The sequence below is a fragment of the Photorhabdus machadonis genome (assembly GCF_052657765.1).
This window is the reverse complement of sequence record NZ_CP199761.1, coordinates 4,525,981-4,547,460: the sequence shown is the minus strand read 5'-3', so window position 1 is coordinate 4,547,460 and position 21,480 is coordinate 4,525,981. Positions and strand designations below refer to the sequence as shown.

Below are 21,480 nucleotides of genomic sequence, written 5' to 3'. Positions count from 1 at the left end.
TTCAAATCAATATCATCTGGACAAACACATGGCCGAACCCCGTTTTGTACACTTACGTGTCCACAGCGACTATTCAATGATTGATGGCTTAGCCAAAACCAGCCCTTTAGTGAAAAAGGTTGCTCAATTAGGTATGCCAGCTTTTGCGATCACTGATTTTACTAACCTGTGTGGGTTGGTAAGATTTTACGGCAGTGCTCATGGGACGGGAATAAAACCGATTATTGGTGCTGATTTCTATATGGAAAGCAAGTTGCTCGGTGATGAGTGCGCTAACCTGACCATTCTTGCACGCAATAATATTGGCTATCATAACCTGACGTTACTGATATCAGAGGCTTATCAGAAGGGGTATGGTGCTATTGGCCCGACAATTAAACAGGAATGGCTGATAAACCATAAAGAAGGGTTGATCCTGCTCTCTGGTGGCCGTATGGGAGATGTTGGCAAATTCTTGTTACGTGGTAATCAGGTTATGGTGGACCAATGCCTTGAGTTTTATCAGGAGCATTTCCCCGATTGTTATTATCTGGAGCTAATCCGTACTGGCCGTGCAGATGAAGAAAGTTATCTTCATGCAGCGGTTGCATTAGCGACAGAAAAGAACTTGCCTGTTGTTGCGACTAATGATGTGTGTTTCATCGACAGTGAAGATTTTGATGCTCATGAGATCCGCGTGGCGATTCATGATGGCTATACATTAGCTGATCCAAAACGCCCGAAAAATTACAGTCCTCAGCAATATCTGCGTAGTGAACAGGAGATGTGTGAACTATTCGCTGATATTCCCGAAGCGCTGGAAAACAGTGTAGAAATTGCTAAGCGTTGTAATGTCACTATCCGCCTTGGTGAGTATTTCCTGCCACAATTCCCGACGGGAGAAATGAGCACTGAAGATTATCTGGTTGATAAATCTAAACAAGGGTTAGAAGAGCGTTTGGCATTTCTCTACCCGGATCCTAAAGTACGGGCAGAAAAACGTCTTGAATATGATGAGCGGCTTGATGTTGAACTTCTGGTCATCAACCAGATGGGATTTCCTGGCTACTTCTTGATCGTGATGGAATTTATTCAGTGGTCGAAAGACAATGGTGTTCCTGTTGGCCCAGGGCGTGGCTCTGGTGCCGGTTCTTTGGTGGCTTATGCTCTGAAAATAACTGATCTCGATCCTTTGGCGTTCGACCTGCTGTTTGAACGGTTCCTTAATCCTGAACGTGTTTCCATGCCCGATTTTGACGTCGATTTCTGTATGGAAAAACGTGATCTGGTGATTGATCATGTGGCTGATATATATGGTCGTGATGCCGTATCTCAGATCATCACATTCGGTACGATGGCAGCGAAAGCCGTCATTCGGGATGTTGGCCGTGTGCTGGGGCATCCATACGGGTTTGTTGACAGAATTTCCAAATTAATCCCGCTTGATCCCGGTATGACACTGGAAAAGGCATTTATCGCAGAGCCACAACTTCCTGAAATTTATGAAGCGGATGAGGAAGTTAAAGCGCTGATAGATATGGCGCGTAAATTGGAAGGTGTTACCCGTAACGCGGGGAAACACGCTGGTGGGGTTGTTATCGCCCCAACTAAAATCACGGATTTCGCGCCTCTCTACTGTGACCCGGAAGGTTTGAACCCGGTTACTCAGTTTGATAAAAACGATGTGGAATATGCGGGGTTGGTGAAATTCGACTTCCTCGGACTGAGGACGTTGACTATCATCAATTGGGCGTTGGAAATGATCAATGCACGCAGAGCGAAGAAAGATCTGGACCCCATTGATATCGCAGCGATTCCGCTGAACGACACTAAGAGCTTCGATATGCTGCAACGCGCTGAAACAACAGCGGTATTCCAGCTCGAATCCCGTGGCATGAAGGATCTTATCAAACGCCTGCGTCCCGACTGCTTCGAAGACATGATTGCGCTTGTGGCACTGTTTCGGCCGGGTCCTTTGCAATCAGGTATGGTGGACAACTTCATTGATCGTAAACATGGTCGGGAAAAGATCTCATACCCAGATGTACAATGGCAGCACGAATCTTTACAGCCTGTTTTGGAGCCAACCTACGGCATTATCCTTTATCAAGAACAAGTGATGCAGATTGCTCAGGTGCTGGCGGGATATACTCTCGGTGGTGCAGATATGCTCCGACGGGCAATGGGCAAGAAAAAGCCGGAGGAGATGGCGAAGCAGCGCTCAGTATTTGAGGATGGAGCCAAAAAACTCGGCATTGATGGCGAACTATCAATAAAAATCTTTGACCTGGTAGAGAAATTTGCGGGTTATGGATTTAATAAATCTCACTCCGCTGCGTATGCATTGGTCTCTTATCAGACTTTATGGCTGAAAGTACATTACCCAGCTGAATTCATGGCTGCGGTAATGACTGCTGATATGGATAATACAGAAAAAGTCGTTGGGTTGATTGATGAATGCTGGCGCATGGGGCTGAAAATATTACCACCTGATATTAATAGCGGACTGTATCATTTCCATGTTAATGATGATGGGGAGATCGTATATGGTATCGGAGCAATTAAAGGGGTAGGTGAGGGGCCGATTGAAGCGATCATCGACGCTCGTCAGAAAGGCGGCTATTTTAAAGAACTGTTTGATTTATGTGCCCGCGTTGACACTAAGAAATTAAATCGCAGGGTGATGGAAAAGCTGATCATGTCAGGGGCGTTTGACCGTCTGGGGCCGCACCGTGCGGCACTGATGTCCTCTCTGGAAGATGCCCTGAAAGCGGCAGATCAACACGCTAAAGCAGAAGCCATTGGTCAGACTGATATGTTTGGTGTATTAGCTGACGCGCCGGAAGAAGTTGAGCGTTCTTATGCCAATGTTTCTCAATGGCCGGAACAAGTTGTTCTTGATGGTGAACGGGAAACTTTGGGGCTCTATTTAACGGGGCACCCGATCACACGTTATTTAAAAGAAATTGAGCGCTATACTAATGGATTACGGTTAAAAGATGTGAATCCGACACCGCGTGGTCAAGTAACGACTGTGATAGGTTTGGTACTGGCGTCCAAAGTGATTATAACCAAACGGGGTAACCGGATTGGTCTTTGTACATTGGATGACCGTTCAGGGCGTCTGGAAGTTATGTTATTTTCCGATGCTCTGGAGAAATACCGGCATTTGTTGGAACAGGATCGGATATTGATAGCTACGGGGCAGGTCAGCTTTGATGACTTCAACGGTGGCCTTAAAATGACAGCCCGTGAACTAATGGATATTAGTGAAGCGCGTGAAAAATATGCGCGTGGGCTTGCTATCTCGCTGTTAGACAGGCAAATTGATGATCAATTGTTGAACCGTCTTCGTGGTGCCTTGGAACCACATCGTTCTGGAACGATACCGGTTCATCTTTATTACCAGAGGGAAGACGCCCGCGCCCGTTTAAGATTTGGCGCGACGTGGAGGGTAACGCCAACGGATAACCTTCTGACAGATTTGCGAACTCTGCTGGGTAATGAGCAGGTAGAATTAGAATTTGACTAAATAGGAATGTTATGAGTCTGAATTTTCTTGAATTTGAACAGCCGATTGCCGAGCTGGAAGCGAAAATTGATTCGCTAACCGCAGTTAGCCGTCAAGATGAAAAATTAGATATAAATCTGGATGAAGAAGTACAACGTTTGCGGGAAAAAAGTCTGGAATTGACTCGCAAAATCTTTTCAGATTTAGGTGCTTGGCAAATTGCTCAACTTGCCCGTCATCCACGCCGTCCTTATACATTGGACTATATTCAGCATATTTTTACTGATTTTGAAGAGCTGGCGGGTGATCGCGCTTACGCTGATGACAAAGCAATTGTTGGTGGCTTGGCTCGTATTGATGGGCGTCCAGTGATGATTATTGGTCATCAAAAAGGCCGTGAAACAAAAGAAAAAATCCGCCGTAATTTCGGAATGCCAGCACCGGAAGGTTATCGTAAGGCTCTGCGTCTGATGGAAATGGCGGAACGTTTTAAGCTGCCAATTATCACTTTCATTGATACTCCTGGCGCATATCCTGGCGTTGGCGCAGAAGAACGCGGTCAGTCTGAGGCTATTGCTCGCAATTTGCGTGAAATGTCCCGTTTGTCTGTGCCTGTCATTTGTACCGTGATTGGTGAAGGCGGTTCCGGTGGCGCACTGGCAATTGGTGTTGGTGATAAAGTGAATATGCTGCAATACAGTACGTATTCTGTTATCTCCCCGGAAGGTTGTGCTTCAATTCTATGGAAGAGTGCGGAAAAAGCGCCTCTGGCGGCAGAAGCAATGGGGATCATCGCTCCTCGCTTGAAAGAGCTGGAATTAATCGATACCGTGATCCCAGAGCCATTAGGTGGTGCGCATCGTAATTACGATGCAATATCAGCATCACTAAAAGCTCAGTTATTGGCTGATCTGGCAGCTCTCGATCATTTTGCACCTGAAGAATTGGTGAACCGTCGTTATCAGCGTCTGATGCAATATGGTTATTGTTGAGATCTGAACTAACTGCTTGAATAAGGGATGGGCGTGACTGAAATTGATTAATTTCAGTCACGCCCATCCCTTACTGTTTCTGCTTTTTTTGCCATTTCATATTCTTCATAAAAATAGTGAAAAATATTATCTGAGGGGCAGTGGTTCTTAGTTTAATGACGCAAATGATAATGAATTCATGATTGTTGCAAATTAAGGAACTCTTGAGTCTGTAATGACAAAAATTGATGAGCGATTATTTTTCACTTTAGCTAAACAGCTTGGTGAACATAAGAAAATCTTGGTTGGATTCAGTGGCGGGCTGGATTCTTCAGTTTTGCTGCATTTATTGGTCAATTGGCGTAATCAGCACAATCAGGAAGTTCAACTGAGAGCAATGCATATTCACCACGGTTTAAATCCAAAAGCAGATCAATGGGTTGAACATTGCCAACAGATTTGTGATGACTGGCAAGTGGAATTTTGTTTTGAACGAGTCACGATAGATGCCCGTGAGAAAGGCATTGAAGCTGCTGCTCGTGATGCCAGATATCAGATGTTCAGGCGTGAATTACAAAAAGACGAAATTCTGGTAACTGCTCAACATCTTGATGATCAGGCGGAAACTTTTTTGCTAGCACTAAAGCGTGGTAGCGGTCCGGCAGGCCTCGCTTCTATGCCTCCAGTTGCCGTATTTGTTGATACATTATTGTTTCGCCCACTGCTTGGTTATAGTCGGAGGGAGTTGGAAATATATGCCAGTGAACATCGTCTGAATTGGATTGAAGACGACAGTAATCAGGATGATCGCTATGACAGGAATTTTCTGCGCTTACATGTTATGCCGTTACTGAATCAACGCTGGCCGCATTTCCCACAATCTGTTGCTCGCAGTGCTAGTTTATGTGGTGAGCAGGAGCAGCTTCTGGATGAGTTGTTGAATGAATTTCTGAAAGAGCTGATAACTCAGGATGGTGCTTTAGGTATTTCACCTTTGGAAACGTGCTCAGAAGCTAAACGAAATGCGTTGTTACGCCGTTGGTTTGGTTACCATGGTATGAAAATGCCCTCACGGGAGCAACTTCACAGACTTTGGTATGAGGTGGCTCTTGCTCGCACTGATGCTGAACCCCAGTTACAATTTGGTCAATATAATGTGCGTCGTTATAAGCAAAAACTTTGGTTGGTTCCTCAATTACAATCTTTGAGAGACACTATTCTTGAATGGGATATTTGCAATACGTTGGTATTACCGGATCGCCTGGGAGAATTGAATATTTCTGATTGTGGTATTCAAGTAAGGGCACCTGCTAATAATGAGCGGGTGACTATCCGCTTTGGTGTTCAGGGAAAGATGAGTATTGTGGGTCGCCAACATTCCCGGCACAGTAAAAAATTGTGGCAGGAGTTTGGGGTTGCTCCATGGCTTAGAGAGAGAATTCCATTGCTTTATTACAGCGAACAGCTGATAGCTGCATTAGGTATTTTTATTACCAAAGAAAGCGAAGCGGCAGAAGGGCAGAGAATATTGACAATTAACTGGAATAAAACGTTGTTAAAATAAAGCGTTATAAGCCGCCAGAGGCGGCTGCTGACCGCTGACAAACCTCGTTATTTTTAACGAGGTTTGTTCCTTTCATTATGAATCATAATGCCATCCATTTTCCTCATTAACCCGGTTTAATCCCCCGCCAGGGCGCTATTTTCGCTTCTCCTGCAATAAAATACTCGCTCTCCAGAGATAAAAACAACACAGCATTGCGACCAGCAAGGCTATCTTCTTGATATTTTGGGCTGTTGCCGCCAGTAGACACTGTATTTGCACTTTCTGCAACCCACGAAAACGGGCATAGCGGTGCCCGTGATGTTGCTTCGCATCCGCAAAACTACGCTCTATCGTCTCCTTTCTCCGTTTGTAGAGCTTCTTCCCCCACGGGGTTAATCGGTTTTCTCTGGCCTGCTCTTTACTGGCCTCCCAGACATGGCGGGTTAGCATTTTTCCGCCTTTCGCGTGAGTGCAGGCATCACGCTGCGGACAGCTCTGGCAGAGAGTCGCCGGCGCTTGATAATGCCCGGTATCCCTGATGGTCAGTTGTGGTATAAATCAGGTTTTCGCCCTGCGGGCAGACATAGCAATCTTGCTGCCTGTCATAGGTGACGTGTTTCTTCTGAAAGGTGTTCGGTCCCTTGTTTGGGCGGCGATAACCGATAATGGGCGTCATGCCTAACTGTTCCGTCAGATAACAAACCGGGGCCGTAAAATAGCCCGCATCCAACCCAACCGCGAGGGGATTGAAAGCAAAACGCTCTAACTGACGCGTCAAACATCATTTTAATCAGCATGACCGGATCGATAGCAGGACGGCCATTATTGTGGCAATACAACGGGGCGACTAATTCGCGGATAAATTCGAAATCAATGGCAGCATCGACTTGACGGACCAAATGATTTTTAGGGGCCAGCTCGTCAAGCGAGAGCGTTTCTGGCGGGAAAGTCTGGAGAGGGGGTGTTCTTAACATGGTGGCAAGCTCCGTTGAGTGAACGGAACTTAATTAAAACAAAGTGCCGGATTTATTAAAGTACAACAGTATCTGGGATCATTGCTTTTATCTTCCAGCCGAAAAAACCGAGCTTAGATTTACTTGACCATGAAATTGCGATACTTAAACAAAACTGAGGTTAATTTAAGTATTAAAAATAAGCGCAAATCCTGCTATTTGACGATGATTATCTACTTGAGTCTTTTTGTTTGCAAAGTGAGTTGCCATGATTTGGTTCTGCTCTGTTTGTATTAAAAAGAAACAAACATTATTTTTTCTTAACTATATACTAAAAAAACATAAATATTTATTGACAATTAGTAATAAAGATTTATTATATCGCAAAAGATAAATAATAAGTGTTATCATTTTTATTATCAATTAATTGAAATTGAAATTGAAAACTATGAATTTATTTAATTTATAAATAATTTTTCATAATAGTGAGGTGCTAAGATTTGTGGAGGACTTGAGCCTTCGCGGTGCGAGAATTCAAGTGGTGTTCTATTATTTTGAAATATCATTTAGTAAATAAAGTTTTATTGATAAGAAGTGTTATAATCTGAATGTGATAGGTTATAGTTAAATCAATACGATGAGTGCAACACTAGCTGGTATAGGATTCAATTGATGTCACTCTATTTATAATCTTTCATTAAAGTCAATAACTTCAAGATGACTTTTAAGATACTACTATAATTAGCTAAGATATAAATTTTTTATGTCAATTGATGAATGAATTAAACTACTCTAATAGATATTATTTTAAAATCCATGGTATGTATTAAAAATGAAAATAGAAATTTTTAAAAAAATTTTAGCAGATAGTAAGTGCTGCTCATTCAATCCAAAGAAAAATAAGCTATTTTATAAGGAAAATATGTTTTTCAACGGTTATTTGGTATATTTTCTATTAATGATAACATATGGGATAAAAAATAGCATATTCTTATATATAGATTTTATCATGGCTATAGGATTATTAGTGGCAATAATAAGTATAATAAAAAAAACAACTCAGGAATTTAATTTGCTTTTAATTGATTTTAATAAAGGTAATTATAAAAATCATGAAATTGATATTAAAGAAGTAACGAACTTACACAAAATAATATCTGCGCTTATTTTGATCATTATTATTGCTATGTTGTTGCTCTCTTGTTTTTATATAGTAAGCTTTATGAATTATACATTTTCACTACTAGTTCTTTTATCTGTGTTTATTAGCACATCCATATATTTAATTATAAAAATTTTAGCTAAATAAAAGGAGAATACTTAGAGATGCGTGAATTAAAAGTTCAAGAGTTTGAGTTAGTATCAGGTGCTGCTAGTGATTTTGTCGGTGATATTGCAGATGCCGCGGCAGGAGGCGGAGCAGCAGCGGGAGCAATGGTTGGAAGAGTGGCTGGAGGGGCCGCAGGAACTACAGTTGGCAGCTATGTAGGAGGTGCGGTAGGATCGTTCGCTGGTCCCGGAGGAACAATAGCTGGAGTTGTAATTGGTGGGTCTGTAGGGAGGACTATAGGATCGGTTGCTGGAGGAGCTGGGGGAGGGTATGTTGGTGGTGCAGCTGGGCGAGCTATATCAAACTCTCTAACAGGAGCAGGCCAAACTGGAACTAATTACTGCTGTGGTAGCGGTAGCGGTACTGGTGACGGCTGTTAATTACATGCTGTGATTATAAACTTAAATTTAAAGTAATGTTTATGTATTTATTATGATAAACATTGCTTTTAATAACTAATGTGTTTACGTGACATGGTCAAAATAACCATTTGGCGCACTATTTCCTATAAATTAAAATCCTAATATATATTTAGTAAATAAAAATGAATCCAATTAATAAGCCTATAAAAAAAGAATATTTTTTAGAAAATTACTTTGAAAAAAAACCATGTGTATTCAAAGGTGTGTATGATACTAAATTTATTGATCAACATGAAATAGAAGACATATTCAATCGTTCTGACTTAATGTCGTTTGAAGGCATTAAATTAATGTATAATGGAATTCTAGATAAGTCAGAGTATATTGAGTCGTACTCAGATTTGGGTATTGAAAGACATAGATATATTTATCCCAAGTTGTACGATTACATTAATTCGGGAGCAACACTAGTTGCAAATGGTGTAATTAATGAGCCAAAAATTGATTTTATTTCTAAATATTTTGCATCGCTTACAAATAGCCAGGCTTTTTCTAGCATATATTTAGCTTACGGAGATAAGGGATCTTTTAAATCTCACTGGGATAGTAGAGATATATTTGTTGTTCAATTAACAGGCAAAAAAAGGTGGGTTATTTACGAACCATCCTTTACAGATCCATTATTTATTCACAGGTCTGTAGATATGGAAAATACATATCCCTGCTCCTCTGAGCCATATTCTGATATTGTTTTAGAAGAGGGCGATGTTCTTTATTTGCCTAGAGGTTGGTGGCATAATCCACTACCGATTGGTGAAGAAACAATTCACTTATCTGTTGGAGTTTTTCCTCCGTTTATCCATGATTATTTATCCTGGTTTTTTAACAGAATAACTGACTTTGATATTGGAAGAAAATCATTATCAGGTTCATGGGATGATGCTAAGAACAAAATTAAAGAGCTATCAGAATTTATCGAATTACAGTTAAGTTCAGAAGATATATATAATGAATTTATGCAGTCATTTAATGCAGAAAAAAGAGTAGCATCAAAATTAAATTTAGATTTATTTTGCAATGGAAAAAAACGATTACAATTAAGTGGGAAACATTTGCGGATAAACTCAAACAATAATTTATCTATAAATAGTGGCTATATAATATGTAATGGTACTAAATTATATTTAGATCCAATTAGTCTATCATTATTAAAAATAATCGATGAAAATTATTATATATTGTATGATGATCTAATGTCATATTTTAATAATACAAAACATAAGCAATTAGAAGAACTGATTTATAAACTTAGTTATCAAGATATATTAGAAATTGTAAATGGATGATAAAAAAAATCTTTTTCGTAAAGAAGCCCTAAAAAGTAAATCAGTATCTTTGGCTGGCAGAGTTGTCTTGACCAGCCCATTATTATTAACTATAATGACATACTTTTTTGTTTTTTTTGTATTATTAAGCATAATATTTATTATTTTCTCTGAATATCCTAGAAAAACTTCAGTTAAAGGACAAGTTTACCCCAAAGAAGGGATGTTCAAAGTATATGCAAGCGATACAGGAGTTATTAGTGATATAAAAGTCAGAGATGGGCAATTTGTTAACAAAGGGGATGTTTTAGGTGTAATTTATAAAGCTCAATCTTTAAATGAAAGTACATTGCAAGATAAATTAAAGGAAAAAGTTCTTTTAAAGAAAAAAACAATAATTCAAGAAATGATCAAATTAGAAAAAATTCAAATGAACAAATTAGAATTACTTAATAGTGATATAAGTAATTTAATTTCTCAAAGAGGATATATTAATGAACAGATTTCACTACAAGAGAAAAAACTAAACAAGCTTAAAGATAATATAGTTAAATATAAAGTTTTAAATAAAAAGGGATATGTGTCAGATGAGGATATAAACATTGCTGAAAACAATGAACTAGAACAAGTAATACAACTTAATTCTAGCAAAAAAGAATTAACTATAATAGACAGACTAATAAGTGAGAAAAAAATAGAAATTAGCGATTTTCCATTAAAGAAAATTATAGAAAGTCAGGAGTTCGAAAGAACATTAGTTTCTATTGAACAAGAATTATTACACATAGAAAGTCAAACTGAGTCTATTATTAGAGCTTATACTTCTGGTTTTGTGAGTATGAATAATTTTGAATTGGGATTGCAAGTAAATCAGTCGATATTATTACTTAGCATAAACACTAAAAATCAAAATCTTATTCTTCATTTATATATACCAAGCCAATCTATGGGGTTTGTGAAAAATGGTGATTTAGTTAATATAAGATATTCGGCATATCCGTATCAAAAGTTTGGTGTTTTTAAAGCTAGGATTGTCTCTATAAGTAAATCGGCAATACCTATTCACGAAGTAAAAAGTATCGGAACTGTATTACCTGCGCTAAATATTACAAATGAACCAATTTATTTAATAAAAGCTGAACCAGAAAAAAAATATATGGAAGTTAACGGAGTAAAAAAACCTTTAGATATTGGGATGATATTTGACGCAGATATTTTACATGAAAAAAGAAAATTATATGAGTGGATGTTTGAACCACTCTTTGCAATAACAAAGAAAAGTTAAATAAAATGATAAAAATTGACAGGATTAAATTCTGGTCTTCTCATGAGCTTCCTTGTATTTTACAAACAGAAATAAGTGAGTGCGGATTAGCTTGTCTCGCATCTATTGTTTCTTTTTATGGTTATGAGATTGATTTAAATACACTTAGAAAAAGTTTTTCTATACCTTTGACAGGAACAAATCTAAATGATATCACTAATTATGCTAAAAAATTAAAACTATCTTACAGAGCTATAAGTCTCGATATTGATGAAATAAAAAATATAAAGTTACCATGCCTTTTACATTGGGATTTTAATCATTTTGTAGTATTAAAAAAAGTATCAAAAAATAAAATAACTATTATGGATCCTAGTGTTGGGATAAGACATGTAAGTCATCGAGAATTCTCAAATAGTTTTACCGGTATAGCCGTTGAATTTTGGCCAGATAATGATTTTAAAAAAGAAAGAGAAATAACCAAAGAAAAAATAAAGATTGGAAGTTTTATTAAAAACATTGTTGGAATTAAAAAATCAATTTTTAAAATTTTACTATTAACTTTTGTTTTGGAATTTTTTACTTTAATTAGTCCTTTTTACATGCAGTTAATAATTGATCATGGGATTATTTCAGAAGACAAGGATTTTATTTTATTATTATCATTGGGATTTGGAATATTATTGGCATTCCAGCAAATTGTTAGTGTAGTGCAAACTTTACTTACAACATATATTAGTACTAATTTGAATGTACAATGGAAATCAAATATTTTTACTCATCTAATTTGTCTTCCTATAGCATTCTTTGAAAAAAGGCATTTGGGTGATATAATATCCAGATTTACATCAATTGATAGCATTCAAAGTATTTTAACATCATCTTTTTTTGTATCTGTATGTAATAGTTTGGTATCTGTCATTACTCTTAGTATGATGATTTTCTATAGTTTACAATTAACACTAATATCAGTTATTACTGTGCTTATTTATATAGCAATAAGAGTAATGTGGTATCGTCCGTTAAAAAATGCAACAAGGGAAAATATTACACATGTAGCTAAGCAAAGTTCTAATTTTATGGAAACACTGCGTGGAATAAAAACAATAAAAATTTTTGGTAAGGAAATGTATAGGTATAATGCATGGCTATCTCTATCCATTGATGCTGTTAATTCAAATTTAAAAACACAAAGATTATCCTTAATTTTTTCTTTTTTAAATAAAATGTTATTTGGGGTTCAAAGCATAATTGTAATGTATATAGGCTCCTCTTACATTTTTGATGGGTTTTTCACTACGGGTATTTTAATTTCATTTATAGCATACAAAAGTCAATTTGAATCGAGAGTAATATCTTTAATAGATCAGTTTGCATTATTTAAAATGATGGATTTACACATTGAAAGATTATCAGATATCATTATGAATGAAAAGGAAATAAAAAAAAATGAATCAATAAATTTCCAAGAAATTAACTCAAGCTTTATCGAAGTTAATAATTTACATTTTAAACATGATGCAAATAGCCAATATTTAATAAATGGATTATCTTTCAATGTAGCAGAAGGTGAATCAGTTGCTATCATAGGTCCTTCAGGGTGTGGCAAATCAACATTACTAAATTTAATGATGAGTAATATATTACCTACAAGTGGAGAAATTAGAATTGGGGGAGTTGCTATTGATAAAAATCATACTAAAAGCATTAGAGACATAATAGGATATGTTGCTCAGGATGATGCTTTATTTTCAGGCTCTATAATAGATAATATAACGTTTTTTGATGATAAGCCAAGTATAGATAAGGCTATTAATTGTGCAAAAATAGCAGTAATTCATAATGATATAAAGAAAATGCCTATGGGGTATGAAACATTAATTGGTGATATGGGCAGTGTTTTATCTGGAGGGCAAAAGCAAAGAATATGTTTGGCTAGGGCATTATATAAAGAACCTAAAATTCTATTTTTAGATGAAGCAACGAGCCACCTTGATATTGACAATGAAAAAGAAATTTCATATAATATTAAAAGCTTGAATATTACAAAAGTAATGGTAGCTCACAGAAAAGAGACAATCGAATCTGCAAATAGAGTAATTAATCTAACGCACTAAAAGTGGGAAAAATATTATTTTATATTTTAAGATTAATGTTAACATGTTGAGATATTTTATATCAATATTAATTAATATAAAAATAAAGTTACACATTAATAATGCTAGTTGAAAATTAATACAACATCTTCTATTAAAGAGACTATATGGAATACTCAGATTTTTTTTCTGTCATATCAAAAACTTGCAGTATTAAAAATCTTAATGATAAAATGGATATCTCATTTCAGTTATTAGGATTAGATTCAGTAAGAAAATATTTTATTATTAATGAATTAATTAAGTTTGGTATCAACATTCAATATGATGTTTTTACTTCAGAACTAACTCCACGTGATTTGTATGAAATTGCGTTAGCTGAGTATGAATCTGGAATATCTAATAACACTTCAGTTAAAGTTTTTTCACAGTATAATGATGAGACGATAAACCTAACTTCTGCTCAAATTGGGATATGGTCAGCGATAAAACTATCTGAATACCCTGAGGTTTATTATTGTGTAAAAAAAATAAAAATAGATGGATTTCTAGATAATGTCATTTTTAATGAATCGTTGTCAAAAGTTATTAAAACATGTGACTATTTAAATTGCTTAATAAAAGAAGTAAGTGGTGATTATCCTTTTTTTGTATGCAATAAAAATGAAAATAATATTAATCACGATTTTCATTTTTCAAATGATACAAATAAAGCTCACATCTTCATTAAAAAATCAATTGATTATTTAGCTAATGACTTTAGTATTCCACCTTATAAAAGTTTATTGTTTTCATATAATGAAAATGAGCATGAGTGGATTTTTATAGTAAATCATTTATATTTAGATGGTCATGGGGTTTATCTTTTTATAAAAACAGTATTAGATGAATATGATAATATTTTAAATGGTAAAAATACCACTTTGGAAATTATTCAACCATTGAGTATTTTGGCGAGTGAAAAAAAATATTTTAATTCTAATAAATATATAGAAGATGAAGAATTTTGGTACAGTAAAGTTACAAATTTGATATCTCCTTCTAGAATGGTAAATCGTGACTATTCAGAATCTCTAAATGTACATAAGACTAATAATAAATTAGAAGCTGTACATATTAATAAAATGCTAGAAAAATTTAATCAATATAATGTATCTATATCAGATGTTCTTATAATTCTATTTTCTGTTTTTCTAAGTTTTTACACTAAAAATAGAATAACATTAGGAGTGCCATTATTAGGGCAGATAGTAAACACCGATATTAATGCAATGCCATTATCTATGACAATGAACATACTCCCTGTTTCTTTTGAAATAGACAAGAATGTGTCAGTGAAGGAAAGTGTAATGGAAATGTTAGATTCATTATTCAATTATAAAAAACACTCTTCATTTCGGCATGAAAAAATAAAAAATATAGTTAATGAAAAGAGATTGTTTACGGCTGTTTTAAATTTCATTCCATTCTCAAACGTAATTAATACTGATAAATTAACTTGTGAAATAGAAACAATAAATTCAGGGCCTGTTGAAGATCTTTCAATGACGGTATATTATGATCCTGAAAAAGATATAGATCTATGTCTGGAAGCTAATTATTATATGTATAATGAAAATAAAGTTAATTTTTATTTGGAGGAGTTTAAGTTATTTTTTATATATATGTGTGATTGTGATTTTTCAAATACTAATTTCGACTCCATTGGAAGAAATTTTAGTTACGATATGCCAAAGCTATTAGCGCGATTACCTATTTCAAATGTGAATAATAATATGAATCTATTAATTGATGAAAATTTATTTGAAGATGACTCAGATGCTAGTTTATTAAAAACAGAAAAAATAATTTACGATATTATTAAGGAGGTGTTAAAATTAGATGTGATAGATTTTGATAAAAACCTTTTAGAATTTGGGATCTCCTCGCTTTCTGCAATTTTTCTACTTGAAGAAATAAACAAAAGATTCTCTATTAGAATTACATACAATTTTTTATTAGAAAAAGGAACCATAAGAAATATAGCAAAAAATATCGATTTATTTAAAGGATTGGATGCATTAAGGAAAAAAGTATTTTCTTAAGTTGATGTAAGAAAAATGTCAATTAAAAAATTTAGCCTGAGATGAAAGTTTATCCAAAAAACTCATGCTGACGGTTCTTCTCCTATTTATTGAAATTATGATATAGTGGTAGTGCTATGGCGTGGAATATAAACTAATATTGGTTAGGTTATGATAATTAATTTTTACAGATTATTTTATATAATTAAGCAAGAGTGTTTAATTATCTCATCACTTTGTTTTATAAGAATTTATAAAATAACTTATACACGTTTCATCTTTAAAACAACTAATTTAAATTTATAAAAATAAGTGCTAGGTCTATGTATGATAGATGTTAATTTATATAATTCAGATAATTTATGGCCTGAAAAATTCTGTAAACTTTATCGCTCTCATAATTGTTGGTTAGATAAAAATCTTAACCAAATTTTAGATCAAGTAATCAACCAATATAGTAATAGTATCGCTATAGAATCTGATGATTTAAAAATAACGTATCAACATTTAGGAAGGGAAAGAAACAGATATTCTAATGTTCTTCATAAAATGGGAATTAAAAAAGGTGATCGTATAGTAATTCAACTTCCTAATATACCTGAACTGATAATTTTACTTTTCGCTTGTTTTAAAATAGGTGCGATTCCAGTTTTATGCTTGCCTGCTCATAGGGAATATGAACTAAAATATATTTCTTCTCTTTCTGATGCTGTTTTATATATAGGTGCTGATTTTTATGATGGTTATGATCATCAATCTTTAGCAGATTGCTTTTGTAGCATTAATTCATATAGAAATAAAGCATTGATTGTGGGTAAGTCTCTAAAATATCCAATATTAACTGATGTGCTTATGGATACATCTGAGTCTTTCGATATCTCATATCGGGTTTCTGGTTCTTCTTTGGCTTTATTACAATTGTCCGGTGGTAGCACGGGATTACCTAAATTAATACCAAGAACTCATAATGACTATTTATATAGTGTGTTGCAGAGTAATAAAGTATGTGGCATTACTAATAATGATCGATATTTAGCTTCATTGCCAATTTTACATAACTTCATTTTAAGCTCTCCTGGCGTTTTGGGTGTGTTATCAGCGGGGGGAACTATTGTATTGAAAAAAAACCTTAATGCAAATATACTTTTTTCAGTTATAAAAGAAAAAAAAATAACGTTTACTTCTTTAGTTCCTGCTGTATTGCAAATTTGGTTGCATTATTCAAAAATTAGTTCAATTGATTTATCTTCATTAAGATTTATACAAATTGGTGGGGCAAAATTGCTCCCCGAAATTGCAAAGCAGGTATATACGATATTATCAACGCGATTGCAACAGGTATTTGGTATGGGTGAGGGATTAGTTTGCTATACTAGATTGTCTGATCCTATCGATACTATATTAGAAACGCAGGGGAGGCCAATGTCTGAATTTGATGAGGTTATCTTAGTGGATGAATTTGGAAATCCTGTTTCTGATGGTCAAAAAGGGAGTATTTTAGTTAGAGGCCCTTACACTATACGGAAATATTTTGGCTCTTCAGATGATTGTAATCATTCATTTACAGAAAATGGTTTCTATAAAACAGGTGATACTGCGATTAAAACTAAAGAAGGTAATTTTATTTTTTGTGGAAGAGAAAAAGATGTAGTTAATCGAGGTGGTGAAAAAATTATTGCTCAAGAAATTGAACAATTAGCTCTTCTTCATGAGACTATTAATGATTGTGCACTTGTTGGTTATCCTGATAAATATTTAGGTGAAAAAAGCTGCCTTTTCGTTGTGTGTGGAAATATGAAAACTTCAGAAATGGAAGTATTGAAATTTTTAAATTCATTTTCCATTTCTAAATACAAAATACCTGACAAAGTCATGTTTGTTGATAATTTACCTAAAACAGCTATAAATAAAACAAATAAAAATCTTTTAATGAAATATGTGGTATATTAGATTATAAATTAAGTTTAACTATTAGTGGTTAAAAAAGGGAAATCATGTATAATGATATTAGTTCATGGTCGATAAATACTAGGATAGAATTCCTTAATACAGCTCTAATTCGCATTCTTGCTGAGAGACCAGAATCTACTGCAATTATAGAAGGGAAAGTAGCTTATACCTATCGCCAGCTTTTTATGACTGCTCAGGTTATCTCTAGACAGTTGCATGCCTCTGGTATTCATTCTGGCCATAGGCTAGCATTAGATGCTCCGCGTTCCAGTGAATTGTTTCACGTTGTGGTAGGTTGTTTATTGTCTGGAATTTCTTTTATATACGTACCGGCTATATTAGAAAAACAACAAAAATTACAAATTGCTGCTGATGCCCGTTGTACAGCAATATTTTCTCTTACAGAATCTTTTGAGCATTTAGACGCAAATATTGTTGAATTTGGCAATTTATGGCGATTACCTGAAATTCATTATGAAACAAAGTTAAATTCCTCCTCAGGTGCAGAAGTTTATTGTGTGCGTACTTCGGGTACCACAGGAAAACCAAAGATAGTACCTATTAATGTTAGGCAGCTTGATGCGTTCTTAGAAAATAGTAGTAATGTTCTCACTATTCCTCATTATTTGAATTGGCTGTGGATTCATGATCTTTCGTTTGATTTATCCATTTGGGAACTTCTTGGTTGCTTGACTCATGGTGGGTGTCTGATTATATTGGATGAAAAAAATAAACGCGATCCCTATGCCGCTTGGAATATAATTGAACAATATCGAGTTAACGTATTGATGCTCACCCCCTCTGAATTTCGTTATATTTTTTCTCCATACCAGCCTATGGATATTACAAGATTGTCATTAAATTTAGTGACGTTTTGTGGAGAAAAACTTTCAACAGAAACATTAAGGCCAGTTTATGCTGCAATGAAAGAAAATTGTGTACGATTGATTAATACGTATGGTCCTTCAGAAGCTACAGTATTTTGTTCTGCTCATATTGTGACAGAAACTGATTTTCGATATGACTCAATACCAATAGGTAAGCCTTTTCCCGGCATACATTTTTCCCTTGAAAATCTAGGAAAAGATGGTAGTGGAAACCTATTGTTAAAAGGAAATCAAGTATTTGATGGATATGATGGGCATTCTGTTATTAATAAAGATTATCTAACCGGTGATATTTGCTGTAGTAATGAAGAAGGAGAATATCTTTATATCGGACGTAGTGGTGGATTTCATAAAATAAATGGCTTTCGCGTTGATCTATTAGATATAGAAACATTTCTTCAAACTATTCCTGGAGTCTATGAAGCTATTGTTTGGATTAATTTTACGCAGGAAAATATCCCTTATATCTGCGCTTGCATCAATGCTATACCTGGAATAGTGTTGACTACGCGCAGTTTGAGGATGGAGTGTGTTAAGTTGTCACCATGGTTAAGGCCCACCCGTTACTTGATTATTCATCAAAATGATTGGCCAATGAATGAACGTGGTAAAACAGACCGCTCTGCACTTAGGAGATTGCAAAATGAGCAATAAGAAAATAAGTTTAGATAAATTAGTTGATATAATAGGAATTATTCTAAACGAATCTGATATAAGGCTGGATGATAACTTCGTTGAATTGGGAGGAAATTCAATAATAGCTATACAAATCGCTAAGATTTTAAAAGAAAGCGAAGGTATTGAAATTAATTTGGCCCAGCTATTGGGAGATAAAATTGGTAATGTAAAACTAATTAATATAGCTCAATGACTAAAATGGAATATCACAAATGAAAATACTGGCGATTGGACATACAATGACCCAAGCTGCGTGCCTAAAGGATGTAATTCATCCAAATAAAATGCATTTAGAAGCAATACGATATGCTGGCTATGATCAGTATTGGGTACATCGTGGACTAGCACGGGATATGGCGGCAAAAGCGGCTATTAGTGCTCTTTCTGAAGCTGGTTATCAAACTGAAAATATTGGTTTTATAGTTGCAGGTCAGTCTAATGTACCGGATTTTATTAGTATCGATTTTGCTTGTCAGGTTGGCGCAGAATTGAAATGTAATAACGTTCGAACAGTGAATTTAGTTGAAGGTTGTGGCAGTAGCATCAGTGTTTGGCTCCATGCAGTATCACTGGTTAATTCTCTACTACCAGGTAAAGTTGGTTTGGTAGTCTTAGCTCAACGAGTCAGCGATGTGCATCAAGATCGTTTTAGTCAAATGAATGCCATATTAAGTGATGGGGCAGCTGTTGCAGTAGTTGCCCCTTCAACGGTAGATACTAAACAGCCCTACTTTAGCTACTTATCCGGTGGAGATTTTTCAGATTGCCGTTATGTAGATATGATGCGAATTGAACGAGGTGGAGGTAGTCGGCCTTACGTACCAGAGGAATACGACAGCCGCTATGATAAGCTTGGTTTTGAAAAAATAATGGATATTTATCAGTTTTCAATAGATGAACTTCATCAGTTTTTGGCCTTGCGGGTGGATAACAGCTTAAAAATAATAAATCATGTTATTACTCAGTCTGGAAATAAGTTAAATGCTCCATTCTTACTACATACTTTAGAAGGTAAGCAAAGTATTGAGCATCTTTGTAACAGGCTGGATATTCCAGTATCAAGAAGCAATCTAGGTTTATTATCGGAAATTGGGCATATGGGATGTGCTGACTTACTCATCTCACTTAAACTATTGGTATTAAAAAGAGAAATTAATTTTGGAGATGATATTATAATGAGTTCTATATCAACGGGATTAAAATGGGGGGCATGTCTTTTCAAATATGAGTTAAACTGATCGTGTAGAGTAGAATAAGTAGTGACATAATGTCTATTTTTATTTTTTTATATTAATGGCCGTCCTGCTATCGATCTGGTCATTCTGATTAAAATGATGTTACCCGGCTACTTGTTTGGCGTCCCCAGTGAACGCCGTCTGGTACAGGAAATTCAGGTTAATGTGGCTTACCGCTGGTTTCTGCGCCTCGGACTGACAGAAAAGGTCCCTGATGCCTCAACCCTGAGCCAGAACCGCCGCCGCCGTTTCAATCATACCGAGGTCTTCCAACAGATTTTTGACCACATTGTTGAACAGGCGATAGCCAAAGGATTTGTGGGCGGACACGTACTCTATACCGACAGCACCCACCTGAAAGCTAGTGCCAATCCGCATAAATCGGAGAATGTCATGCGGTCGGTTCCCCCCGGCGCCTATTTTGACGCACTGGATAAAGCCGTCACTCAAGACCGGGCGGCAGCCGGAAAAAAAGCCTGAAGCCAGCCCTAAAGGAACGGCAGAGAAAGACGAAGGTCAGTACCCCCGATCAGGAAAGCGGGTTTATGCACCGGACCAACAAACCCAGGGAGTTCTTTTACCTTGACCACCGTACCGTGGATGGGCAAGTCGGTATTATCATCGATACCTACGCCACACCGGGTAATGTCCACGACAGCCAGCCTTTTATCAAGCGTTTGACGCGTCAGTTAGAGCGTTTTGCTCTCAATCCCCTCGCGGTTGGGTTGGATGCGGACTATTTTACGGCCCGGTTTGTTACCTGACGGAATAGTTAGGCATGACGCCCATTATCGGTTATCGCCGCCCAAACAAGGGACCGAACACCTTTCAGAAGAAACACGTCACCTATGACAGGCAGCAAGATTGCTATGTCTGCCCGCAGGGCGAAAACCTGATTTATACCACAACCGACCGTCAGGGATACCGGCATTATCAAGCGCCGGCGACTCTCTGCCAGAGCTGTCCGCAGCGTGATGCCTGCACTCACGCGAAAGGCGGAAAAATGCTAACCCACTATGTCTGGGAGGCCAGTAAAGAGCAGGCCAGAGAAAACCGATTAACCCCGTGGGGGAAGAAGCTCTACAAACGAAGAAAGGAGACGATAGAGCGTAGTTTTGCGGATGCGAAGCAGCATCACGGGCACCGCTATGCCCGTTTTCGTGGGTTGCAGAAAGTGCAAATACAGTGTCTCCTGGCGGCAACAGCCCAAAATATCAAGAAGATAGCCTTGCTGGTCGCAAAGCTGTGTTGTTTTTATCTCTGGAGAGCGAGTATTTTATTGCAGGAGAAGCGAAAATAGCGCCCTGGCGGGGGATTAAACCGGGTTAAT

12 protein-coding genes and 2 pseudogenes are annotated in these 21,480 nt (G+C 36.2%); 13 read left to right on the top strand and 1 reads right to left on the bottom strand.

Annotated features, from left to right (window positions below):
- Positions 1–28 precede the first annotated feature (28 nt).
- The 3 genes from dnaE to tilS all read left to right on the top strand — a co-directional run bounded on the left by dnaE (position 29) and on the right by tilS (position 6,025).
- Entirely contained in the window at positions 29–3,511 is a 3,483-nt protein-coding gene (dnaE, locus tag ACUN2T_RS21915; protein WP_445495028.1) for a DNA polymerase III subunit alpha, read from the top strand.
- A gap of 11 nt (positions 3,512–3,522) precedes the next feature.
- Positions 3,523–4,482, top strand: coding sequence for an acetyl-CoA carboxylase carboxyl transferase subunit alpha (gene accA / locus ACUN2T_RS21910; RefSeq protein ID WP_445495027.1), 960 nt, complete (start codon positions 3,523–3,525; stop codon positions 4,480–4,482).
- 214 nt (positions 4,483–4,696) lie between these two features.
- Positions 4,697–6,025: a tRNA lysidine(34) synthetase TilS gene (gene tilS / locus ACUN2T_RS21905; protein WP_445495026.1), complete on the top strand. Its 1,329-nt coding sequence runs from the start codon at positions 4,697–4,699 to the stop codon at positions 6,023–6,025.
- 135 nt (positions 6,026–6,160) lie between these two features.
- Here the strand turns inward: tilS and ACUN2T_RS21900 are convergent.
- A pseudogene (locus ACUN2T_RS21900) lies at positions 6,161–6,981 on the bottom strand (transposase).
- 811 nt (positions 6,982–7,792) lie between these two features.
- Between ACUN2T_RS21900 and ACUN2T_RS21895 the strand changes: the two are divergent.
- The 10 genes and pseudogenes from ACUN2T_RS21895 to ACUN2T_RS21850 form a co-directional block, all read left to right on the top strand.
- Positions 7,793–8,269: a hypothetical protein gene (locus ACUN2T_RS21895; RefSeq protein ID WP_445495025.1), complete on the top strand. Its 477-nt coding sequence runs from the start codon at positions 7,793–7,795 to the stop codon at positions 8,267–8,269.
- Between the two features lie 565 nt (positions 8,270–8,834).
- The gene (locus ACUN2T_RS21890) at positions 8,835–9,998 is read left to right on the top strand and encodes a cupin domain-containing protein (RefSeq protein WP_445495024.1); all 1,164 of its coding nucleotides are present in this window, start codon (positions 8,835–8,837) and stop codon (positions 9,996–9,998) included.
- Positions 9,991–11,262, top strand: a complete 1,272-nt coding sequence (locus ACUN2T_RS21885; RefSeq protein ID WP_445495023.1) for an HlyD family secretion protein — start codon at positions 9,991–9,993, stop codon at positions 11,260–11,262. Before ACUN2T_RS21890 ends, ACUN2T_RS21885 begins: the two co-directional genes overlap by 8 nt.
- Before the next feature lie 5 nt (positions 11,263–11,267).
- Positions 11,268–13,358: a peptidase domain-containing ABC transporter gene (locus tag ACUN2T_RS21880; protein ID WP_445495022.1), complete on the top strand. Its 2,091-nt coding sequence runs from the start codon at positions 11,268–11,270 to the stop codon at positions 13,356–13,358.
- Between the two features lie 146 nt (positions 13,359–13,504).
- Positions 13,505–15,421, top strand: a complete 1,917-nt coding sequence (locus ACUN2T_RS21875; RefSeq protein ID WP_445495021.1) for a condensation domain-containing protein — start codon at positions 13,505–13,507, stop codon at positions 15,419–15,421.
- Positions 15,422–15,727: 306 nt separating this feature from the next.
- On the top strand, positions 15,728–17,350 hold the full coding sequence (locus ACUN2T_RS21870) for a (2,3-dihydroxybenzoyl)adenylate synthase (protein WP_445495020.1): 1,623 nt from the start codon (positions 15,728–15,730) through the stop codon (positions 17,348–17,350).
- 44 nt (positions 17,351–17,394) lie between these two features.
- Complete coding sequence (locus ACUN2T_RS21865; RefSeq protein WP_445495019.1) at positions 17,395–18,891, top strand: AMP-binding protein; 1,497 nt, start codon at positions 17,395–17,397, stop codon at positions 18,889–18,891.
- Positions 18,881–19,108, top strand: coding sequence for a phosphopantetheine-binding protein (locus tag ACUN2T_RS21860; RefSeq protein ID WP_445495018.1), 228 nt, complete (start codon positions 18,881–18,883; stop codon positions 19,106–19,108). Before ACUN2T_RS21865 ends, ACUN2T_RS21860 begins: the two co-directional genes overlap by 11 nt.
- A 19-nt stretch (positions 19,109–19,127) precedes the next feature.
- Complete coding sequence (locus ACUN2T_RS21855; RefSeq protein WP_445495017.1) at positions 19,128–20,153, top strand: 3-oxoacyl-[acyl-carrier-protein] synthase III C-terminal domain-containing protein; 1,026 nt, start codon at positions 19,128–19,130, stop codon at positions 20,151–20,153.
- 39 nt (positions 20,154–20,192) lie between these two features.
- A pseudogene (locus ACUN2T_RS21850) lies at positions 20,193–21,450 on the top strand (IS1182 family transposase); the annotation flags it as partial.
- Positions 21,451–21,480: the final 30 nt, after the last annotated feature.

Excerpts from the sequence above, each read along its gene's own strand:
- dnaE (WP_445495028.1), top strand. The coding sequence starts at position 29 with ATGGCCGAACCCCGTTTTGTACACTTACGTGTCCACAGCGACTATTCA.
- accA (WP_445495027.1), top strand. The coding sequence starts at position 3,523 with ATGAGTCTGAATTTTCTTGAATTTGAACAGCCGATTGCCGAGCTGGAA.
- tilS (WP_445495026.1), top strand. The coding sequence starts at position 4,697 with ATGACAAAAATTGATGAGCGATTATTTTTCACTTTAGCTAAACAGCTT.
- ACUN2T_RS21895 (WP_445495025.1), top strand. The coding sequence starts at position 7,793 with ATGAAAATAGAAATTTTTAAAAAAATTTTAGCAGATAGTAAGTGCTGC.
- ACUN2T_RS21890 (WP_445495024.1), top strand. The coding sequence starts at position 8,835 with ATGAATCCAATTAATAAGCCTATAAAAAAAGAATATTTTTTAGAAAAT.
- ACUN2T_RS21885 (WP_445495023.1), top strand. The coding sequence starts at position 9,991 with ATGGATGATAAAAAAAATCTTTTTCGTAAAGAAGCCCTAAAAAGTAAA.
- ACUN2T_RS21880 (WP_445495022.1), top strand. The coding sequence starts at position 11,268 with ATGATAAAAATTGACAGGATTAAATTCTGGTCTTCTCATGAGCTTCCT.
- ACUN2T_RS21875 (WP_445495021.1), top strand. The coding sequence starts at position 13,505 with ATGGAATACTCAGATTTTTTTTCTGTCATATCAAAAACTTGCAGTATT.
- ACUN2T_RS21870 (WP_445495020.1), top strand. The coding sequence starts at position 15,728 with ATGATAGATGTTAATTTATATAATTCAGATAATTTATGGCCTGAAAAA.
- ACUN2T_RS21865 (WP_445495019.1), top strand. The coding sequence starts at position 17,395 with ATGTATAATGATATTAGTTCATGGTCGATAAATACTAGGATAGAATTC.
- ACUN2T_RS21860 (WP_445495018.1), top strand. The coding sequence starts at position 18,881 with ATGAGCAATAAGAAAATAAGTTTAGATAAATTAGTTGATATAATAGGA.
- ACUN2T_RS21855 (WP_445495017.1), top strand. The coding sequence starts at position 19,128 with ATGAAAATACTGGCGATTGGACATACAATGACCCAAGCTGCGTGCCTA.